The 18,897-nt window shown below is 64.1% G+C and carries 17 protein-coding genes; 8 read left to right on the top strand and 9 right to left on the bottom strand.

Going from position 1 to position 18,897, the window contains the following annotated elements:
- Positions 1-1,073 (bottom strand): inverse autotransporter beta domain-containing protein (locus tag NKK51_RS31455; RefSeq protein WP_352556173.1); only part of this gene is annotated, 1,073 nt, incomplete at its 3' end.
- A gap of 257 nt (positions 1,074-1,330) precedes the next feature.
- Here NKK51_RS31455 and NKK51_RS31450 point away from each other — a divergent pair.
- Positions 1,331-1,897 carry an invasion associated locus B family protein gene (locus NKK51_RS31450; protein WP_352556171.1) on the top strand — a complete coding sequence of 189 codons (567 nt, stop codon included), beginning with the start codon at positions 1,331-1,333 and terminating at the stop codon, positions 1,895-1,897.
- A gap of 67 nt (positions 1,898-1,964) precedes the next feature.
- Complete coding sequence (locus NKK51_RS31445; protein ID WP_352556169.1) at positions 1,965-3,209, top strand: M24 family metallopeptidase; 1,245 nt, start codon at positions 1,965-1,967, stop codon at positions 3,207-3,209.
- A 281-nt stretch (positions 3,210-3,490) separates the two neighbouring features.
- Here NKK51_RS31445 and NKK51_RS31440 read toward each other — a convergent pair whose 3' ends face one another.
- The 5 genes from NKK51_RS31440 to NKK51_RS31420 form a co-directional block, all read right to left on the bottom strand.
- A complete protein-coding gene (locus NKK51_RS31440; protein WP_023814187.1) occupies positions 3,491-4,927 on the bottom strand; it encodes an amidase in 1,437 nt (478 codons plus the stop codon).
- 321 nt (positions 4,928-5,248) lie between these two features.
- On the bottom strand, positions 5,249-6,340 hold the full coding sequence (locus NKK51_RS31435; protein ID WP_352556168.1) for a Gfo/Idh/MocA family protein: 1,092 nt from the start codon (positions 6,338-6,340) through the stop codon (positions 5,249-5,251).
- A gap of 76 nt (positions 6,341-6,416) precedes the next feature.
- Positions 6,417-7,580, bottom strand: coding sequence for an ABC transporter substrate-binding protein (locus tag NKK51_RS31430; protein WP_352556166.1), 1,164 nt, complete (start codon positions 7,578-7,580; stop codon positions 6,417-6,419).
- A gap of 71 nt (positions 7,581-7,651) precedes the next feature.
- Positions 7,652-8,506, bottom strand: coding sequence for an ABC transporter permease (locus tag NKK51_RS31425; RefSeq protein WP_127297856.1), 855 nt, complete (start codon positions 8,504-8,506; stop codon positions 7,652-7,654).
- Positions 8,503-9,330, bottom strand: coding sequence for an ABC transporter ATP-binding protein (locus NKK51_RS31420; protein ID WP_023813386.1), 828 nt, complete (start codon positions 9,328-9,330; stop codon positions 8,503-8,505). The genes NKK51_RS31425 and NKK51_RS31420 overlap by 4 nt, the downstream gene beginning before the upstream one ends.
- A gap of 335 nt (positions 9,331-9,665) precedes the next feature.
- Here NKK51_RS31420 and NKK51_RS31415 point away from each other — a divergent pair, with 335 nt between their 5' ends.
- Positions 9,666-10,610, top strand: coding sequence for a MurR/RpiR family transcriptional regulator (locus NKK51_RS31415; protein ID WP_352556164.1), 945 nt, complete (start codon positions 9,666-9,668; stop codon positions 10,608-10,610).
- A 116-nt stretch (positions 10,611-10,726) separates the two neighbouring features.
- Positions 10,727-12,541: an NAD(P)-binding domain-containing protein gene (locus NKK51_RS31410; RefSeq protein ID WP_352556162.1), complete on the top strand. Its 1,815-nt coding sequence runs from the start codon at positions 10,727-10,729 to the stop codon at positions 12,539-12,541.
- 234 nt (positions 12,542-12,775) lie between these two features.
- Here the strand turns inward: NKK51_RS31410 and NKK51_RS31405 are convergent, their stop codons facing one another.
- Positions 12,776-14,008: an amidohydrolase/deacetylase family metallohydrolase gene (locus NKK51_RS31405; protein WP_352556160.1), complete on the bottom strand. Its 1,233-nt coding sequence runs from the start codon at positions 14,006-14,008 to the stop codon at positions 12,776-12,778.
- Between the two features lie 29 nt (positions 14,009-14,037).
- Positions 14,038-14,403 carry a RidA family protein gene (locus NKK51_RS31400; protein WP_128305956.1) on the bottom strand — a complete coding sequence of 122 codons (366 nt, stop codon included), beginning with the start codon at positions 14,401-14,403 and terminating at the stop codon, positions 14,038-14,040.
- A 221-nt stretch (positions 14,404-14,624) separates the two neighbouring features.
- Here NKK51_RS31400 and NKK51_RS31395 point away from each other — a divergent pair, with 221 nt between their 5' ends.
- Complete coding sequence (locus NKK51_RS31395) at positions 14,625-15,110, top strand: hypothetical protein (protein WP_352556158.1); 486 nt, start codon at positions 14,625-14,627, stop codon at positions 15,108-15,110.
- A gap of 12 nt (positions 15,111-15,122) precedes the next feature.
- Here the strand turns inward: NKK51_RS31395 and NKK51_RS31390 are convergent, their stop codons facing one another.
- Complete coding sequence (locus NKK51_RS31390) at positions 15,123-15,266, bottom strand: hypothetical protein (RefSeq protein WP_352556157.1); 144 nt, start codon at positions 15,264-15,266, stop codon at positions 15,123-15,125.
- Positions 15,267-15,376: 110 nt separating this feature from the next.
- On the opposite strand from NKK51_RS31390, the gene NKK51_RS31385 reads away from it, so the two are divergent.
- The 3 genes from NKK51_RS31385 to NKK51_RS31375 all read left to right on the top strand — a co-directional run bounded on the left by NKK51_RS31385 (position 15,377) and on the right by NKK51_RS31375 (position 18,638).
- Positions 15,377-16,168, top strand: a complete 792-nt coding sequence (locus tag NKK51_RS31385) for a COG4705 family protein (protein ID WP_352556155.1) — start codon at positions 15,377-15,379, stop codon at positions 16,166-16,168.
- A 422-nt stretch (positions 16,169-16,590) separates the two neighbouring features.
- Entirely contained in the window at positions 16,591-17,268 is a 678-nt protein-coding gene (locus NKK51_RS31380) for a winged helix-turn-helix domain-containing protein (protein ID WP_352556153.1), read from the top strand.
- The gene (locus NKK51_RS31375; RefSeq protein WP_023813395.1) at positions 17,265-18,638 is read left to right on the top strand and encodes a HAMP domain-containing sensor histidine kinase; all 1,374 of its coding nucleotides are present in this window, start codon (positions 17,265-17,267) and stop codon (positions 18,636-18,638) included. Before NKK51_RS31380 ends, NKK51_RS31375 begins: the two co-directional genes overlap by 4 nt.
- Positions 18,639-18,897 lie beyond the last annotated feature (259 nt).

The following is an 18,897-nucleotide window of genomic DNA, read 5'->3' as shown; positions in this document are numbered from 1 at the left end:
AAATAGAACTTGCCGAAGGCGGCATTGGTGGCGGCGTTGATGGCGATGCGCGTGGTCGTGCCGCCGGTCAGCGTCTGCGACTGGACGCGGACGCCGATGTCGCCACGCACCCGTTCGTTGACGCGCTTGCGAAGGCCTTCGCTGACCGGATAGACCGGCTCCGCCCCGTTGTCGGCCCCATTGGCGGCATTGTCCGAGCCGCTGCCAGGATTGAACGGGATGTTCAGCCGCACACTGCCGGCGAACTGGGTGTCGTCGCGATTGTCGTTGCGGACCTCGCCGGCGAAGACCAGTTCCGTGTTGCTGCCGAAGACATCGCCGATCGTATACTCGAACCCGGCCTTGGCGCCGGTGACGCTGCCGTCGTCGCCATGCGGATCCTCGAAATGATAGCCGCCGATGTCGAGCCGCAGCGAATGCTTGTCGGGCAGGGCGACCGGCACCTGCGCACCGATCTCGCCCTCGATGCCCCACGCCGCGTAGTCGCGGTGGTCGATGACCGAGATCTGCTCGATCAGCTGGTTGCTGACCATCGACAGGGTCGAGCTGGCCGAGTGATCCGTCGAATCGCCCTTGATCGGCAGATAGACGTTCACATGCGCATCGAAATGAGGCGTGATCGCCTCGGCGCCCAGCGTGGCGGCGGTGAACTGGGTGGAGTTGTAGTTCTCGATGTTGAGGTAGGCGTAGCCGCCGATCATCAGGTCCGGGTTGACGATGCGGCGAATGCCGAGGCCGACATCCTGGCCGGAACCATCCTTGAAATCATGCTTGGCCCGGACATCGAGGAACAGCACGGATTCGGCCGTCTGCTTGAGCGGGATGAAACCTTCGAGCGCGGCGTTGCCGCCATTGTTGTCGGCGCCGATGATGGCGCGGACCTGCGGCTGCCACAGCCCGTTGGGATCGCCATGGGCGGCCATGCCTGAAAGGCCGAGCGCCAGCGTCGTCAGCGCCGTCGTCTTCCAAAGATGCCTGGCGATTCGCGAACGGCGATAGCCGGCGCGAACGTGGAAATCCTCCCCACGCGCCGCCATCTCACCAACTTGCCGAGAAGTCTCGGTAGTTCCCATCCCTGGCGAGTCCTTCTGGGACTACACGTGCCCCGTGTAAATTCTTACTCGAATTCTATTGTATAGCGAGTCTCGGGCGCTCCGATTTCTGAAAGCTCCCTGTAAAATTGTTCGCTGTATCCGAAAGGTCACAGTAATTTCGCCGGCTTGCTTGCCTCCGGTCGAGCTTTCGAAACAATCGCGGGTGTTGTATCAAGCCGTGCTCGGGAGAATACCGGGCGCGGTGAGGAAACATGCAAGACGTCCGGCAAAATAACATGACAGCTACTTTAGCGAAGTCTAATTTACTTGGCGTGGCCGCGGGGCTGACCGCCCTGTGGCTTGGTCTGGCCGCCGGCCCAGCCCTTGCCGAAGATGCCAAGCCGGCCCAGCCAAAGCCGGCTGAAAGCAATGCAAAACCGGCCGATGCCAATCCATGGGCAGTGAACTGCTCCAGCGGTTCGGCGACCAGCGAGCTTCAGTGCCAGGTTTCGCAGAACCTGACCGAGGCCAAGACCGGGCAGCGCGTGCTGACCGTGACCGTGCGCCGCGACAACGGCAATGGCAGCCTCGCCATGCTGCTTGCCCTGCCACACGGCCTGTTCCTGCCGTCCGGCGCCTCCTTCCAGATCGACCAGGGCCAGAAGACGACGATTGCCATCCAGACCAGCGACCAGAACGGCGCTTATGCCGCCACGCCGCTGTCGGCGGATCTCATCAAGGCAATGAAGTCCGGCACCAATCTGAACATCGGCATGGAATCGGTCACCCGCAAGCCAGTCACCATCCCGGTGTCGCTGGCCGGCTTCACGGTCGCCGTCGCCAAGCTGGAATCGATCAAGTAGCTGCTGTCAGCGGCTTGATTGTTCATGCGCGGAATGCTTCGTTGCCGCTTCGAACAGTGGGGAAATCATGACAGGCTTTGTCGATCGCAGGCGCGCGGCGCAACTGATGAAGCGCGCGGGCATCGCGGCGCTGGTGCTGTGCGCACCCGAGGCCTTCCACTATGCGACCGGCGCCTCGATCGGCCCGGCGGGACTGTTCCGGCGCGCCGGCGCCGGCTTCGTCGTCATCCCGGCCCGCCAAGGCCTGCCGATCGGCGTCGTGGTGGCGGATTTCAATGCGGGACAACTGCAACGGGCTCTGTCCGACGCCGTCATCCGCAGCCACCCGATCTGGATCGAATTCGCCACGTTTGACGCCTCGAGGCCAGCGCAAGGGCTGGCGCGGCGCATAGTGGCCGGCTTTGGCTCGTCCGGCTGGACGCCTGCCATTACCCGGCCCGCTACATTCGAGTTGGCCAATTCCGTCCATGAGCTGAAGCAGATCCTGACCGGCTTCGGGCTCGAGCGCGCAACGATCGGCGTCGATCTCGATTTTGTTCCCGCCGCTGATTTCTCCGCCATGCAGGCGCTGCTGCCGGGCTGCACGATGGTCGACGGCTCGACCGTGCTGGACAGGCTGCGGGCCGTCAAGTCGCCGCGCGAGATCGATCTGCTGCAGCAAGGCATCATCCTGTCGGAGGCCGGGCTGGAGCGGCTGCAGGTCGATGCCATGGCCGGCATGCGTCAGGCCGATCTCATTGCCCTCTATCGGCAAGGCGTCGCCACGGCCGCGGCCGGCCTGTCCCATCCGGTCGCCACAGCCGAATATGTGACGCTCGGCGCCCGGCTCAAAAGCACCGATGCGAAAGCCATGCCGGGCGATCCGCTGAAGTGCGACATGGTCTGCACGGTCGGCGGCTACGCCTCCGACATGTCGCGCAACTTCACCTTCGGGCCGCCATCCGCCGAGCAGGCCGAACTGCACGCGATCGCCGAGCGGACCTTTGACGACGGGCTGGCATCCCTTGTTCCGGGAACCACGCTCGCCCAAGTGCATCGCGTCGCCACCGACAGCCTGGCGCGGCAAGGGCTGCGTACCTACCGCCGCGGCCATTTCGGCCATGGCGTCGGCCAGTCCGTCTTCTCAGAGCAATGGCCGTTCATTGCGGCCGACAGCGATGTCGTGATCGAAGCCGGCATGGTGCTGGCCTTCGAAATCCCGCTCTACATAGACCGCCTCGCCAGCTTCAATCTCGAGGACCAATTCCTGATCACACCGGACGGGCCTGTTGCCATGAATCGTCTGCCGAGACGGTTGGAGAGGATTGGATAGCCGGCTTTGAGTCTGCACGGTGGAGATTGGCCGAAGCCTCCCCACCTTCGTCATCCACGGGCGGAGCAGGAGCGAAGCTCCGTCGCGGAGCCCCGAGGATCCATGCCGTGACCTTGGCCGAGGAATGCAGCGGAGCAGAACTCTTCATCGTAGCGACGCTTTGAAGTCGCGGCATGGATCCTCGGGTCTGCGCTGCGTCGCTGCGCTCCTTGCTCCGCCCGTGGATGACGAAGCGATGGGCGGATTTGGCCAATCTCGAAGCCGCACGCGGTGCCCAGCACCTACCCACTCACCGCCGGCCGCCGCCCCTTCCACGGCATCTCTCGCTCCAACTGCGCCGACGCGGCCAGCACCGTTGCCTCGTCGCCGTAGCGGCCGACGAGCTGCACGCCGATCGGGACGCCGCCTTTCGACCAGCCGAGCGGCAGCGAGATCGCCGGTTGGCCGGAGATGTTGAAGGGGAAGGCAAACACCGAGTCCGCCCATTTGGCGTTGTAGCGATCGATGTCTGTTTCCGACATGTCGTAATAGCCGAACGGGCGCGGCAGCTGCGTCAGGGTCGGGGTGATGAAGAGATCGTAGGCGCCGAGGTCGCCGACGATGTCGCGGCCGACCTGCCTGAGTTGCTCGACATCGGAGATGTGCCTGATGCCGCTGGTCGAGCGGCCGCGCTCGATGATTGCCCAAGTCACCGCCTCGACATCGCCTGGCGTCACCGGCCGCCCCACCACCGTCTCAAGGTAGTCGAACGTCGCCGCCGTCTGCACGCAGGTCATGTTGGTGTAGGTCTTCCACACAGCATTGGCGTCGAGCGGCATGTCATGCTCTTCGACATGGTGGCCGAGGCGCTCGAGTGCCGCCACGGTCGCCAGCACCGCCGCCTTCACCTCCGCATCGATCGCCGTGCCGTTGGGCGGCGTGACGGAAAAGCCGATGCGCAGCTTCTTTGGCGCTCGCGCCGAGAGGCTGAGCCAGCTGCCATCTGGAACCGGCGGCGTGTAGGGATCGCCGGGCAGCGCGCCGGCAACCGCATCGAGATAGGCCGCGGTGTCGCGCACGGTGCGCGAGCAGCAGAGAAAATAGGCGCCGCCGTACCAATAGTCGCCGAACGGCGCGAGGCTGACACGTCCGCGCGACGGTTTTAAGCCCACAATGCCGCAGCAGGAGGCCGGGATGCGGATCGAGCCGGCGCCATCGCTGGCCTCGGCGATCGGCACCATGCGCGACGCGATGGCCGCGGCAGCGCCGCCGCTCGAGCCGCCGGGCGTGATGCCTTCCTTCCACGGGTTCTTGGTCACACCGTAGAGTTTCGGCTCGGTGGTGATCGACCAGCCATTTTCCGGCGCGTTCGACTTGCCGACCAGCACCAGCCCGGCCGCCTTCATGCGGCGAACGACCTCGGTGTCGAAATCGGCAACGACATCCCTGAGGTAGAAAGAAGAATTGGTGTTCGGCGCCCCGGTCCAGGACGAGGCCAGCTCCTTGAGCAGGAACGGCACACCGGCGAAGGGCGCTGATGTGTCGACCGTTTCGGCCTGCGCCCGCGCCATGTCGTAGAGGCGATGGATGACCGCATTGAGCGCCGGGTTGAGCCGCTCGACCAGCGTGATCGCTGCCTCCACCAGTTCCGCCGGTGAAACCTGGCCGCTGTGCACCAGTCCGGCCAGGTCGAGCGCGTCGGACTCGGCATAGGTTTTCAGCAGACTTTCGGTGACCATGTCTCTCTCCCAATTTTTCAACGTCGTTCGTTGATCTTGCCAACATTTGGCGCCGCCTCCCGGCACCCTCTGTCGAGAGGGACCAAGGCACTCAAGAAACCTAGCTTTTCGCCCTACGAATACCCCCACCCCTAACCCCTCCCCACAAGGTGGAGGGGGATTCTGTAGGCGCTGAACTCGGCAAATCACAGGCGTTTAACACCGAGGATGAAGAGCGCGGCAGCTTCCCTCCCCCTTGTGGGGAGGGTTAGGGTGGGGGTCCTTCTTCGCCAGAATCCATATGCGACAGCCTCGAATGGGGACGGGGAGACGGGAATTGCGTCAGGCCAGGTCGATGGTCCGCCCGAGCGCGATGCTCTGTTCGGCGGCGAGCACGATGCGCAGGCTGTTGACCGCTGCATCCATCTGCTCGGTCAGGTCGAGATCCTCGCGGATGGCGCGCAGGAAGAAGGCCTGCTCGCGGTCGCAGAGTTCCTGGTGGCCGGGCTCGTCCTCCATGCTGACGATCTCGTCGGGCTTGGAGAAATTCTTGTCGCCATCGACAGCGGCATAGTGGATCTTCAGCGCGTCGGTCTTGGTGTGGCGGTCGATGTCGGCGGAGTTCGACACCTCGGCGGTGTCGGCGGCGCTGCTCGCCTGCTGTCCGGCGACGATCGACACCGCGCCCTTGGGGCCGACCACGTCCTTCACGAAATAGGCCGTCTCGCTCATCATCGGACCCCAGCCGGCTTCGTACCAGCCGACCGAACCGTCATCGAAGGTGACGTGCAGATGGCCGTAATTCTGCTTGTCGGCCTCCGCCCAGAGCTTGGCGCCGATGCCGTGCACGCGCACCGGCTTGGCGCCGGTCAGCTGGCACATGACGTCGACATAGTGGACGCCGCAATCGACGATCGGGATCAGCGAATCGATCAGGTTCTTGTGCCAGTGCCAGGCGCTGCCGCTGCTCTGCTGGTTGAGGTTGAGCCGCATCACCAGCGGCTTGCCGAGCGTCTTGCCGACCTCAATGAACTTGATCCATGGCGGGTGGACGCGCAGGATATAGCCGAGCACCAGCTTGCGGTTCTTGGCGCGTGCCGCCGCGACCACTTTCTCGGCATCCTCATTGTTGGTGGCGAGCGGCTTTTCCATGAACACATGGCAGTTGGCGGCGATTGCCTTCAGCGCATATTCGGCATGGGTGTTCGGCCAGCTGTTGATCGACACCGCGTCCGGTTTTGTTTCCTTCAGCGCCTGGTCGAAATCCTCGTAGAGTGGGTAGCCGGCTAATTCTCCTGGTATCTTCGTGTTGCTCTTGATCGAGCGGCTCATGATGCCGACGATCTCAAAACCATCGAGCCGGTGATACGCGCTGGCATGCGACGCACCCATATTGCCGAGCCCCACCACCAGCACCTTTACCTTGTCGGACACCACTACCTCCCAGGCTTTTCATTCAATGGATTGCGGGCGGCAATCGTGTCGCCGCCCGGTCTTGTCGTCGCCGATCCTACTTGATCGCCGAATCGAACAGATGCGCCTTGATCTTCTCCACATCGAGGGCGGCGAAGCCTTCCGACAGCTTGTATCCGTCGGCATCGGCTTTAACCTTGGCCTTGTCGAAATCATTGGCCGGGCCGATCAGATCGTTGGTGCAGACATCCTCGGCCTCCACCGGAGCGGTGATCTGGCCGATCTTGTGGATCTCGTCGAAAAAGCCCTGCCAGCTCGCCATGTCGTGCGAGCCCCAGCCGCCGCGCTTGTCCATGTCGCCACGGAAGACATTGATCTGCTGCAGGATCGAGGTGGTGCCGAGCTCGGGTCCGAGATTCTTGGCCAGCGTCGGGAACTGCTCGAACACCGCTTCGACGGCCGCGCGTGGATTCTGGTAGCCGAATTCGAGGCCCATCGCCCAGCCGCGCAGGTACTTTTCCAGAAACGCCTTCTTGTCGGGATCCTCGAGATCGGCGGCGCGCACGACGAAGGTGTTGGCCGGCAGCTTGGAATTCTGCACGCCGAGCCAGTATTCAAAGTCGAGCCCCTTGGCGATCCATTCGGCACGCAGCCCTTCCCATGCCAAAGCGGCGTCGCCCTGGCCGCCGGCCAGCGCCGTGCCCCAGGTCGGCCAGCCGGCCTCGACATATTTCACCTTCTTGATGTCGACGCCTTGTGCGGCCAGCAGCGGGTCGGTGATCGACTGCCAGGCGGCGGAGCCGAGCAGGATGGTCTTGCCTTCCAGCTTCTTCAGATCGTTCGACCCCTCGCCCTTGCGGAAGGCGATGCTGAACGTGTCGCGGGCGCCCATGTGGAACACCGACTTCAGCTTCATGCCGTTCTGGATGGCAAAGGAGAACACGCCGGGCGACGGGAAGCCCATATCGGCCTGGCCGACATCGACGAACTTCACCGTCGCGGTACCGTCCGACGGCCCCGGCTGCATGTCGGTGTCCAGCCCGTCGAAATAGCCGGCCTTCTTGGCTGCCCAGCAGGGATAGTCGTCGAGCACTTCGAGGGTGCCGCGCGGCGAGATCCAGGTGAATTTTCCATAAGGTTCGGCCCTGGCCTTTAGGCCAGTGGCGCCAAGCGCCGTCGCGGTCACCAGCCCGGCGCCGGTCACCTGCAGGAAATAACGGCGGCTTATCCCTGCCGGATTCATTGAGATTTTTCTGATCATGGCATTCCCCTTTTTTGTTTGATGTCAGTCTCTTGCCGCCCGCCTCCCGGGCACCGTCCGTACCTTTGTGTTCAAGCCTCCCAGCTCGCCCATTTCTTGCCAATCAGGAAGAACAGCACGTAGATCAGGATGCCGAGCGTCGACAGGATCAGCACCACGGCGAAGAACTGCGGCATCTGGATCATCGACGAATAGGTGGTCAGCCGGTTGCCGAGGCCGAAGCCGCCGCCGACCATCTCGGCGCCGACCGCCGTCAGCAGGCCGAAGATGGCGCCGATCATCAGCCCGACCAGGATCATCGGCAGCGCCATCGGCGCGCGGATCTTCCAGAAGATCTGCAAGGTGCTGGCGCCATAGGAGCGCGCCAGCGCGATCTTGGCGCTGTCGACGCGGCGAAAGCCGGTGGCGGCGTTGATCATCACCATCGGCCCGGCGGCCAGCGCCACCGCGATGATGCGCGGCGTGTAGCCGAAGCCGAAGCGCAGGATCAGAAGCGGCACCAGTGCCAGCATCGGCGTGGTGACCAAGAGCAGGATGTAGGGCGCGACGATCTTCTCGGCGAACGGGAACTGTGTGATGACGGCAGCCAGCACCAGGCCGACGATCGCGCCGATAGTGAAGCCGGACACCAGCTCGACGAGCGTGTAGCCGAGATGCGGCGCGATCAGCGGAAACTCGTCGAACAGCGCATAGGCGATCGAGCTTGGCGGCGGCATGATGTAGAGCGGCACATGAAACAGCCGCAGCGCCAGTTCGATACCGCCGATGATGATCACCGCCACGGCAAGAATGGCCGCCACCTCCTTGCCCGACTTGATGCCGGGGCCGCTGGCGAAGGCCGACAGATTGGTCAGGCTGACCTCATGGCCGTCGCCCGACTTGGCACCAGACTTGGACTTGGAGAATTCCGGGATCGTGTCGCTCACGGCCTGATCCTCACGATCTCGGCGCTCGGGCGCTCCGGCGCTTTTGGCCGCGTGCGTTCGCCGACAATGTCCATCTTGATACGGTTGGTGAGGTCGAAGACCTCTTTCGTCGCCATGATCTCCAGCGAGCGCGGCCGGGGAAACGGCACGCGATACTCCTTGGCGACGCGGCCAGGCCGGGCGCTCAGCACCACGACGCGGTCGGAGAGGAAGATCGCCTCCTCGATCGAGTGGGTGATAAAGACGATGGTTGTCTTGGTGTCGAGCCAGATCTCCTCGACCAGCCGGTTCATCTCCTCGCGGGTGAAGCTGTCGAGCGCGCCGAACGGCTCGTCCATCAAAAGCACCGAGGGCTTCAGCGCCAGCGCCCGCACGATCGCCGCGCGCTGCTGCATGCCGCCCGACAACTCGCGCGGAAATTTGCCGCCGAAGCCGTCGAGCCCGACCCGGTTGAGCAGATGCGCGATCCACGCCCGGTCCGGCTTCTCGCCCTTGATCTCGAAGGGAAAGCGGATGTTGGCATCGAGATTGCGCCACGGCAGAAGGTTCGCTTCCTGGAAAACGATCCCGATATCGGGATGCGGACCGGTGATGGCCTTGCCGTCGAGCCGGATCTCGCCGCTGGTCAGGCTGTGCAGGCCCGACATCGACCACAAGAGCGTGGTCTTGCCGCAACCGGAAGGACCGACGATCGAGACGATTTCATTGGCGCTGACATCGAGGCTGCAGCGGTCCAGCGCCAGCAGGTCGCCGGAGGCCGTATGATAGATCTTGGTCGCTGCCTGCACGCCAAGCTTCGGCTTTTTTGCATCGCCCGTGTTCATCTGCCCCCCGGGAAGATTGCGCGATGATCCATTGGCTCATCCCCGCGAAAATCAGTCTGTAACTATCCTACTTTCCTGTCAAGCGCGAGCGCTGGTACCCGTATCACAAAAATGGTCATGAATAGCTATCTTGTTGTTTTAATGATATTTTCATAGCCTTGAAATACGTGTTGCTTTCCTACATACTTCCGAATTCGCGCAGACTGGAAGGAAGCAGAGAAGGTGCGGTTTCCCCAACGACACGCTGCGGTTGCGATGCGGTCGGGCGCGTGGAGCCAGGGCATGCAAACATGCTAAGACGGCAGCCTCGCAACCCAGGGAAAGACCAGGACCCCATGACCGAAGCTGGCAGCCAGGACGAGCCTGTTCCAGACCAGAATGCCGAGGGGCGCGATCCTGTCCGGCGCATCCCCGACATCATCTCGCTGGTCAAGGATTCCTACAGCGAATTGCGGCCGGCCGAACGCCGCGTCGCCGATGTCGTGCTCGACGATGTCAAATACGCCGTCGACGCCTCCAATGCCGCCCTCGCCCAGCGCGCCGGGGTCAGCGAGCCGACAGTGACCCGGTTCTGCCGCGCCATAGGCTGCGAGGGCGTGCGCGACTTCAAGCTGAAGCTGGCGCAGAGCCTCGTCGTCGGTGCGCTCTACCTGGCCAAGTCACCTTCCGTCAGCAACGACAATGGCATGCCGTTCTGGAATGCCGTGTTCGGCGAGGCGCGCCGGGCGCTGCAGGAGGCCGAGCGGCAGCTCGACCCGGGTGAGCTGCAGAAGGCGGCCGAGCTGATCGCCAAGGCGCGCCAGGTCACGGTCTTCGGCCTCGGCGGCAGCTCCTCGGCGCTGGCGCAGGAAACCCAGTACCGGCTGTTCCGCTACGGCATCACGGTCAGCGCCCAGTGCGACCCTTATCTGATGCGCATGACCGCCTCGACGCTCAAGCCCGGCGACCTGGTGATCGCCATTTCGGCCACGGGACGCACGCGCGAGGTGATCGAGGCCGTCGGGCTCGCCAAGCATTACCGCGCCAACGCGATCGCCGTGACCGCGCCCGACACCGAACTCGCCCGCGCCTGCGACGTCAGGCTGACGGTGGCGGTGCCCGAATATCCCGACACGCTGAAGCCGACGGCCTCGCGCTTCGCCTTCCTGGCGGCGATCGACCTTCTGGCGGTGGCCTCGGCCTACAAGCTCGACGGTTCGGCCCGCGAGACGGTGCGCCGCATCAAATACAACGCCCAGATCCACCGCACCGGCAAGGAGATGGAGCCGCTCGGAGACTAGCTCCCTTCTCCCCGTTCACGGGGAGAAGGTGCCGGCAGGCGGATGAGGGGCGGCGCCGCGTTCGACAATTGAGATTTTTACGCCGTGTGCGGCGTGTTGCAGTAAGAGGGAAAGACATGCTCGAGATAGCCCCATCGAAACAGGCAGCCGCATGGCTCGGGTCCTTTGCCAAGGTACTCGAAGCGGGAGACGCGGCGGCCGCGACCAACCTGTTTGTCGATGATTGCTACTGGCGCGATCTCCTGACCTTCACCTGGAACATCACGACCATGGAAGGCCGCGAGGCAATCGCCGATATGCTGAAAGTTGCGCTGGCGACCACCAAGCCCAGGGCATGGCAGCTGATCGGCGAGGCAACTTCGGAGGAGGGCACCATCGAGGCCTGGTTCAGCTTCGAAACCGCGGTGGCCAGGGGAGAGGGCATCATGCGGCTGCGCGACGGCCGCTGCCGGACATTGTTCACCGCGACGACGGACCTCAGGGGATTCGAGGAGCGCAAGGGCGCAGACCGGCCACTCGGCGTGCGCCACAAGGCCGATCCCCAGCGCGAAACCTGGTCGGAGGCGCGGGCGCGCGAGACGCGCGAGCTCGGCAACGAGGAACAGCCCTACTGCCTGGTCATCGGCGGCGGCCAGGGCGGCATCATGCTGGGGGCGCGGCTGCGCCAGCTCGGCGTGCCGACCATCGTCATCGAGAAAAATGCGCGGCCCGGCGATTCCTGGCGCAACCGCTACCGCACGCTCGTGCTGCACGACCCGGTCTGGTACGACCATCTGCCCTATATTCCCTTCCCCGAAAACTGGCCGGTGTTCACGCCCAAGGACAAGATGGGCGACTGGCTGGAAATGTACACGCGCGTCATGGAGCTCAATTATTGGGTCGCCACGAAATGCCTGAGCGCGTCCTATGATGAGGCCGAAAAAGTCTGGACCGTGGTCGTCGACCGCGTCGGCCGGCAGATCACGCTGAAGCCCAAGCACATCGTCTTCGCCACCGGTGCCTACGGCCCGCCACGGCGGATCGATCTTCCTGGCGCCGACCGGTTCAAGGGCGAATTGCTGCACTCCAGCCAGTATGCCAGCGGCGACAAATTCCGGGGCAGACGTGTCGCTGTCATCGGCGCGGCAAGCTCCGGCCACGATGTCTGCGTCGACCTCTGGGAAAGCGGCGCCGAGGTCACCATGATCCAGCGTTCGCCGACGACGGTGGTCAAGTCGGACACGCTGATGGAAGTCGGCTTCGAGATCTTCTCGGAAGACGCACTGGCGCGCGGCATCACCACCGAGAAGGCCGACATGATCGTCGCCTCGACGCCGTTCGCGCTGGTGCCCAAGGGCCAGCGGGCGCTTTACGAGGTGATCAAGGCGCGCGACGCGGCCTTTTACGACCGCTTGCGCGCCGCCGGCTTCGCCATCGATTTCGGCGACGACGACACCGGCCTTCTGATGAAGGCCTACCGCACCGGCTCCGGCTACTATATCGATGTCGGCGCTTCCGACCTGATCATCGACGGCAAGATCGGCATCCGCAGCGGCGTCGCCATCAAATCGCTGACCCCGAGCGGCATCCTGTTCGAGGACGGCAGTGAACTCGCCGCCGACGCCATCATCGCCTGCACCGGCTATCAGTCGATGAACGAGAATGTCGCCGCGATCGTCTCGCGCCAAGTCGCCGACAAGGTCGGCCCGTGCTGGGGTCTCGGCTCGGGCGTCAAGGGCGACCCCGGACCGTGGCAAGGCGAGCTGCGCAACATGTGGAAGCCGACCGCGCAGGAAGCACTGTGGTTCCACGGCGGCAATCTGGCGCTGTCGCGTTTCTATTCGAAATATGTCGCGCTGCAGATCAAGGCGCGGATGGAAGGGATTGAGACGCCGGTTTACGGGGCACCGAGCAATTCAAGCAACGAGCGTCCTATGGATTCGTCATCCTAGGGCGAAGCAAGGAGCGAAGCGACGCGGCGCAGACCCTAGGATCCATGCCGCGCCATTCGTGCACGCGAAAGCGGACCAGAATCGGCTTTCAATGCACCAACGGTGATGAAGGGCCTATCGAACAACCATCCTGATCCGTCGCATTCTTCGGCAATGGTCACGGCATGGATCCTCGGGTCTGCGCGTCCGCTTCGCTTCCGCTCCGCCCGTGGATGACGAAGTCGCGCAGAACTTTCACTCATGCCGGTGCCCAAAGTGCCTCGCCGCCACCTCGACATGCGTATGCGACGCCTGCGCCACGAAACGCTCGGTCTCGTTGTGATCAGCCGCCTCGTTCGGCCACCAGGTGCCGCCGATAACGATGCCTTCCGACACCAGCCTCTGGTCGGCGACCAATGACGCGCCGACCGCATCGACAAAGGTGAAGCGGCCCGGGCGCTGCCGGAGCACGGCGACATCGCCGACGGTGCCCACCGCCAGCGTGCCGAGATCAGGCCGCGCGATCGCCCTCGCCGGCGCTTGCGTGGCGGCGCGCAGGACCTCGACCAGCGGCATGCCGAGCGCCAGCAGCTTCGACATGCAGACCAGGATGTCGAAGGCCGGCCCGTCGACGCAGTAGAGATGCACGTCGCTCGAGATCACGTCCGGCGCCAGCCCTTCCTTAAGCATGGCGCGGGCGACGGCGAAATCGAACGAGCCCATGCCGTGGCCGATGTCGAAGATGACGCCGCGCTCGCGCGCCAGCCGCATGTCGGGCCGCACCGCGCCGGAGGCGAACACCGGCGCATTGGGAAACGGCCGGAAGCAGTGGGTGAGGATGTCACCCTTGCGCAGGCGCGGCAGCACTTCCGAGCGGCCGGGCGGCGGCTCGTCGATATGCGCCATCAGCGGCAGGCCAGCCTGGTCGGCGGCCTCCAGCGCCAGATCCACCGGGGCGATGCCGCTGGTGCCGCCGGCATGCTTGCCGGAGCGGACTTTTACGCCGACCACGACATCGCGGTGTTCACGCACCGCCGCGACCACCTCGCGCGGTTCGCACAGCCTGAGGTCGCTGCACTCGCCGACCGACACCGTCTGCGAGAAGCCGAAAATGCCGGCAAAGGAAATGTTGACATAGGCCAGGATGCGGACCTTCGACCGCTCCATGACATGGCGGCGGAAGCCGAGGAAATTGCCGGCTCCCGCACTGCCCGCATCGATGAAGGTGGTGGTGCCGCTCTTGGCGGCCAGCCGGTCGGCATCGACGCCAAGCGACGTGCCGCCCCAATAGACGTGGCTGTGCAGGTCGACCAGGCCCGGCGTGACGATGCAGCCGCCGGCATCGACGATCTGCGCGGCGCTGGTCACCGGGATATCGGCATCGACAGCGGCAACGCGGCCATTGGCGATGGCGACATCGCGCGGCGCATCGAACCCGCACGCCGGATCGATCAGCCGTCCACCCTTCAGCAGGAGGTCGAATTGCATTTGGGGTCACCTCCGCTTGGTTGCTTTGCCTACAGAGGCCGGTAGGCGACCGCCTCGACCTCGATCTTGATGTCGATCATCAGCCGCGATTCGACCGTGGTGCGGGCCGGCGGGTCTTTGGGGAAGTGCCGGGCATAGACCGCGTTGAAGGCGCCGAAATCGCGCGCATCCTCCAGCCAGACCGTGGTCTTCACCACATCGTCCATTGTGCAGCCGGCCAGCGCCAGTGCGGCCTTGATGTTGGCGAGCACCTGCTCGGTCTGCTCCGTTATGCCGCCCTTGACCACGATGCCATCGCTGCCGACAGGCACTTGCCCCGAGACATAGACGAGATCACCGGCCCGCACGGCTGGCGACAACGGCACATGCGATGTTCCAAAACACTGTTTCGGCAAGGGACAAGCCTCCTCTGATGACAGGACGGGGTGCTATGGCAGCGCCCGCTTCGATCGACACTTACGCCGATCGGGGCGATCCTCATAGGGGGCTTGTTGGAAAGCAACATTCTTCGAAATCCGCGTTGCTTTATTACAAGAGCGCTTGCATCGTACGCGCTGGCGGGCGACTTGGGAGCCGTAACGCACAGACGCATTTGCCAGAGCGGAGACACCCAGCAATGACTTACGACAAGAACCCGTTTCCATCAGGCGATACCGATCGCCACGCGCTCTGGGAAATGCTGGTGCGGCGCGACATCGACGCTTTCATCGGCCAGGATTGGGCCATGGTCGAGGATGATTTCGTCGCCGAGAGCTTCTTCGGCATGCATGCGCATTTCCTGCACAACGCCGACGCCTGGCGGCTGCAGTTTCCGCGACTGGAGATCTATCGCGACGAATGGCTGCGCCAGGCCAAGGAGACGGCGGCGACCAAATTCGCCGAGCCGCTGCGCGAGGCGCTGTTTCGCGTCACCAACATGCGCGACATCGATGTCGACGGCGACCGCGCTGTGCTGCACAAGAAATTCGACGGCTCGGTTGCCAAGGCGGACGGCAGCGTCGATCGCTTGAAATGGCAGACGCTTTATTTCTGCAGCAAGGTCGGCGGCAGCTGGAAGATATCAGGCTTCGTCGGCTACATGCCGCATCCGCTCGGCAGCTAGAACCACCGATTACTAGAGCGCAGGGTGGGTCGGGCCGAACGTGCGGCCCGGCATCGCGCCCGCCATCAGCGCGCCGTTGAGCAGCAATGGCGGATGCAAGGCGCCACATTCCATCAAACGCACCGCCAGGCATTCGCAATGCGTTTTGCGCGCCATTCTTACGAATTTGTATGCCGCCGGACAGGCCGGTGTGAACTCGTTTGCTTACGATGCGCGGGGTGGATCGCCACCGCCCCGCCGCAACCGTCGACCTCTGGACTTCAGCCATGCTCGCGCCCAACAGGCAACAACCCGCCGCACCGAGCCACAACAGGGTTCCCGACGTCACCCTCGACTTCTGGCTGGTCAAGCTGATGGCGGTCACCACCGGCGAGACCGCGGCGGATTATCTTGCCGACACACTCGGGCTTGGGCTGACCGCCACCTCGCTGATCATGACCGGCATCCTGACCACGGCCCTTGTCCTGCAGTTTACGCGGAAACGCTATGTGCCGTGGGCTTATTGGCCGGCGGTGGTGCTGATCAGCATCGTCGGCACGCTGGTGACGGACAGCCTCGTCGACGGTTTCGGCGTGCGCCTGCAGACGGCAACCATCGCCTTCTCGGTCGCGCTCGCCGCGACATTCGCGGTCTGGTACGCCAGCGAACGGACGCTGTCGATCCACACCATCTTCACCACCAGGCGCGAGATCTTCTACTGGCTGGCGATCCTGCTGACCTTCGCGCTCGGCACCGCCGCCGGCGATCTCGTCGCCGAAAGCTTCGACATGGGCTATCTCACATCAGGGCTGCTGTTCGGCGGCGTCATCGCGCTGATAGCGCTCGCCTACTGGCTGCTCAGTCTCGACGGCATCCTGGCCTTCTGGCTCGCCTATATCCTGACGCGGCCGCTCGGCGCTTCCTTCGGCGACCTGCTGTCGCGGTCGGCCAGGCATGGCGGCCTGGGTCTCGGCACCATCTTCACCAGCCTGCTCTTCCTCGGCTGCATCATTGCGCTCGTCCTGCACATGACCCTGAAGGGCGACGAGGCCGATGAGATCCTCCTGGAATCGGATTGACCTCAGCGTGTGCGTGCGCTGACCAAGTGCAGAGCAGAATGGAAGTTTTCTTCAGTAGCGATCCTTCACACCCCCCTCTGGCCTGCCGGCCATCTCCCCCGCAAGGGGGGAGATTGACTGTACCTCCGCTTTCGCCAATCCTCGAATGTTGCAAGAGGGGTGGGGGGATCGAAGCTGCCGATCTCCCCCCTTGCGGGGGAGATGCCCGGAAGGGCAGAGGGGGGTGCTGTCCCGCGGGCGTCGGGTTCCGCATCGCTACGCGGCTCGGAGATGTCACGGCATCCCAAGGACGAAGCCAGGAAAGCTTCCGCCAATCGCGAATGTATGACGAAAGCGCCACCATACCTGCGCCTTCGTGACATCCTAGGAACAAGCCCGTGCCGGTGATAGCCTCTCCATCTCGGCAACGGACCGGACCTTTCATGCGACTGCTTCTCGTCGAGGACGACCACAGGACGGCCGACTATATCGTCAGGGGACTGACCGAGGCCGGCCATGTCTGCGACCTCCTGCGCAACGGACATGACGCGCTGTTCGCGGCGACCCGGGGCAATTACGACGTGATCATCGCCGATCGGATGATCCCCGGTCTCGACGGCCTGTCGATGGTCAAGGCGGTGCGCGCCGCGGGCGTGCGGACGCCGGCGATCTTTCTCACCTCCGTCGGCGGCATCGACGACCGCGTCGAGGGGCTGGAGGCCGGCGGCGACGACTATCTGGTCAAGCCCTTCGCCTTTTCCGAGCTTCTCGCCCGCATCAACGCGCTTGGCCGGCGGCCAGCGGCGCAGGAGCAGAAAACCGTCCTGCGGGTCGCCGACCTCGAAATGGACTTGATCATGCGGCGGGTCACCAGGCAGCGCCAGCCGATCGACCTGCAGCCGCGGGAATTCAGCCTGCTGGAAGTGCTGATGCGCGGCGAAGGCCGTGTCATCACCCGCACCATGCTTCTGGAGCGCGTCTGGGATTTTCATTTCGATCCCAGGACCAGCGTCGTCGAGACCCATATCAGCCGGCTGCGGGCCAAGGTCGACAAGCCCTTCGAAACCCAGCTCATCCACACCGTCCGCAACACCGGCTACAGCCTGCACGCGCCGTCATGACCGGAACATGGTCCCGCCTGCTGCGCAGCACGCCGTTCCGGCTGGCCCTGACCTTCGCCTTCCTGTTCGTGCTGGCCTTCGTCCTGTCGGGCGCCATCGTCTACCAGATGATGAGCGCCGATCTTGCCGAGCGGCTCGACGACACCATCAAGGAGACCTACGCGGTGGTCGCCGCGACCTATGCCGAGAACGATCTCAAGGAGCTGGTTGAGACCGTCGGCAGCCACTCCCTGCGCAGCCTCAAGAAGGAGCAGCTGTTTTCGCTGACCGACGCGACGGGCAATCGCCTGGCCGGCAACTTCACCGCGGCAGGGCTCCCCGACGGCTTCTCGATGTTCGACACCGAAATGCCCGGCGTGCCGCCCGGCGCCGAGTACCGCGCCTATTCCGGTCCGGTCGGCGGCAACACCCTAACCGTCGCCTTCAGCCTTTCCGAGACGGAGGAGCTGGAGAGGATCGTGCTGATGAGCTTTGGCTGGGGAACCCTGATCATCACCGGGCTGGCGGTCGCCGGCGGCGCCCTGCTGGCCTCGCGGGTCCAGCGCCGTCTCGACGGCATCGCCGCCACCATGGTGGATGTCTCGCACGGACGGCTGGACACCCGCATTCCGCTGACCGGCAAGGGCGACGACATCGACATCGTCTCCAGCCAGGTCAATGCCGCGCTCGATCGCCTGTCGGCACTGGTCGAAGGCATGAAACAGGTCAGCGCCAACATCGCCCACGACCTGAAGACGCCGCTCAACCGGTTGCAGATGATCCTCGACACCGCATCGGAAAAGAACCTGTCGGGCCAGAAAATCGCGGCTGAACTGGCGGAGGCGCATGCCGAGAGCCTGCAGATCAACGAGACCTTCGATGCGCTGCTGCGCATCGCGCAGATCGAAGCCGGCGCGCGCCGGGCGCGGTTCACCGATGTCGATCTGGGCGAGGTGCTGCAAACCATCGCCGAGATCTATGCCGATGTTGCCGAGGACGACGGAAAGTCGCTGTCGTTGGCGCAACCACAGGAAACGACGGACCGGATCCATGGCGATCGCGAGCTGTTGACGCAGATGTTCGCCAATCTGGTCGAGAACGCGCTGCGCCATTGTCCATCGGGCACGACGATAAAGCTGTCGGCGACGCGCCAGGGCGAACGCGTCGTTGCCGGTGTCGCCGACAACGGTCCCGGCATTCCCACCGACGAACATGAAAAAGTGTTTCAGCGGCTTTATCGGCTGGACCATAGCCGGTCGACATCCGGCAGCGGGCTGGGTCTCAGCCTTGTCAGGGCCATCGCCGACCTGCATGGCGCGTCGATTACGCTTGAGGATTGTCGGCCTGGCCTTGAGGTGGCGGTGAGCTTTCCGCCGGCGCTGGATTGGTAGGCGAAATGAACCATTCGTCCAATGCCTGAGGTAAGGAAATTGGCGAAAGCCGAAGTGACGGCCAATCTCCCCCCTTGCGGGGGAGATGCCTGGCAAGGCAGAGGGGGGTGCTGTCCCGCCGACCTGTCGATCTGTCACACGGCGCAGATGGCCGAGGCTAGAGCGGTTCACGGCTTGATGGAATCGAAGGGGATTCCCGATTTGTCTGTTTTGTGATTCAAGATGCTGGCTGGAGTGGAGGCCAGCATCTGATGACCCG

The sequence above is a fragment of the Mesorhizobium sp. M0011 genome, from assembly GCF_040324155.1.
GTDB lineage: Bacteria > Pseudomonadota > Alphaproteobacteria > Rhizobiales > Rhizobiaceae > Mesorhizobium.
The sequence above is the reverse complement of the archived record's forward strand: the minus strand, read 5'-3'. Positions and strand labels throughout refer to the sequence as shown.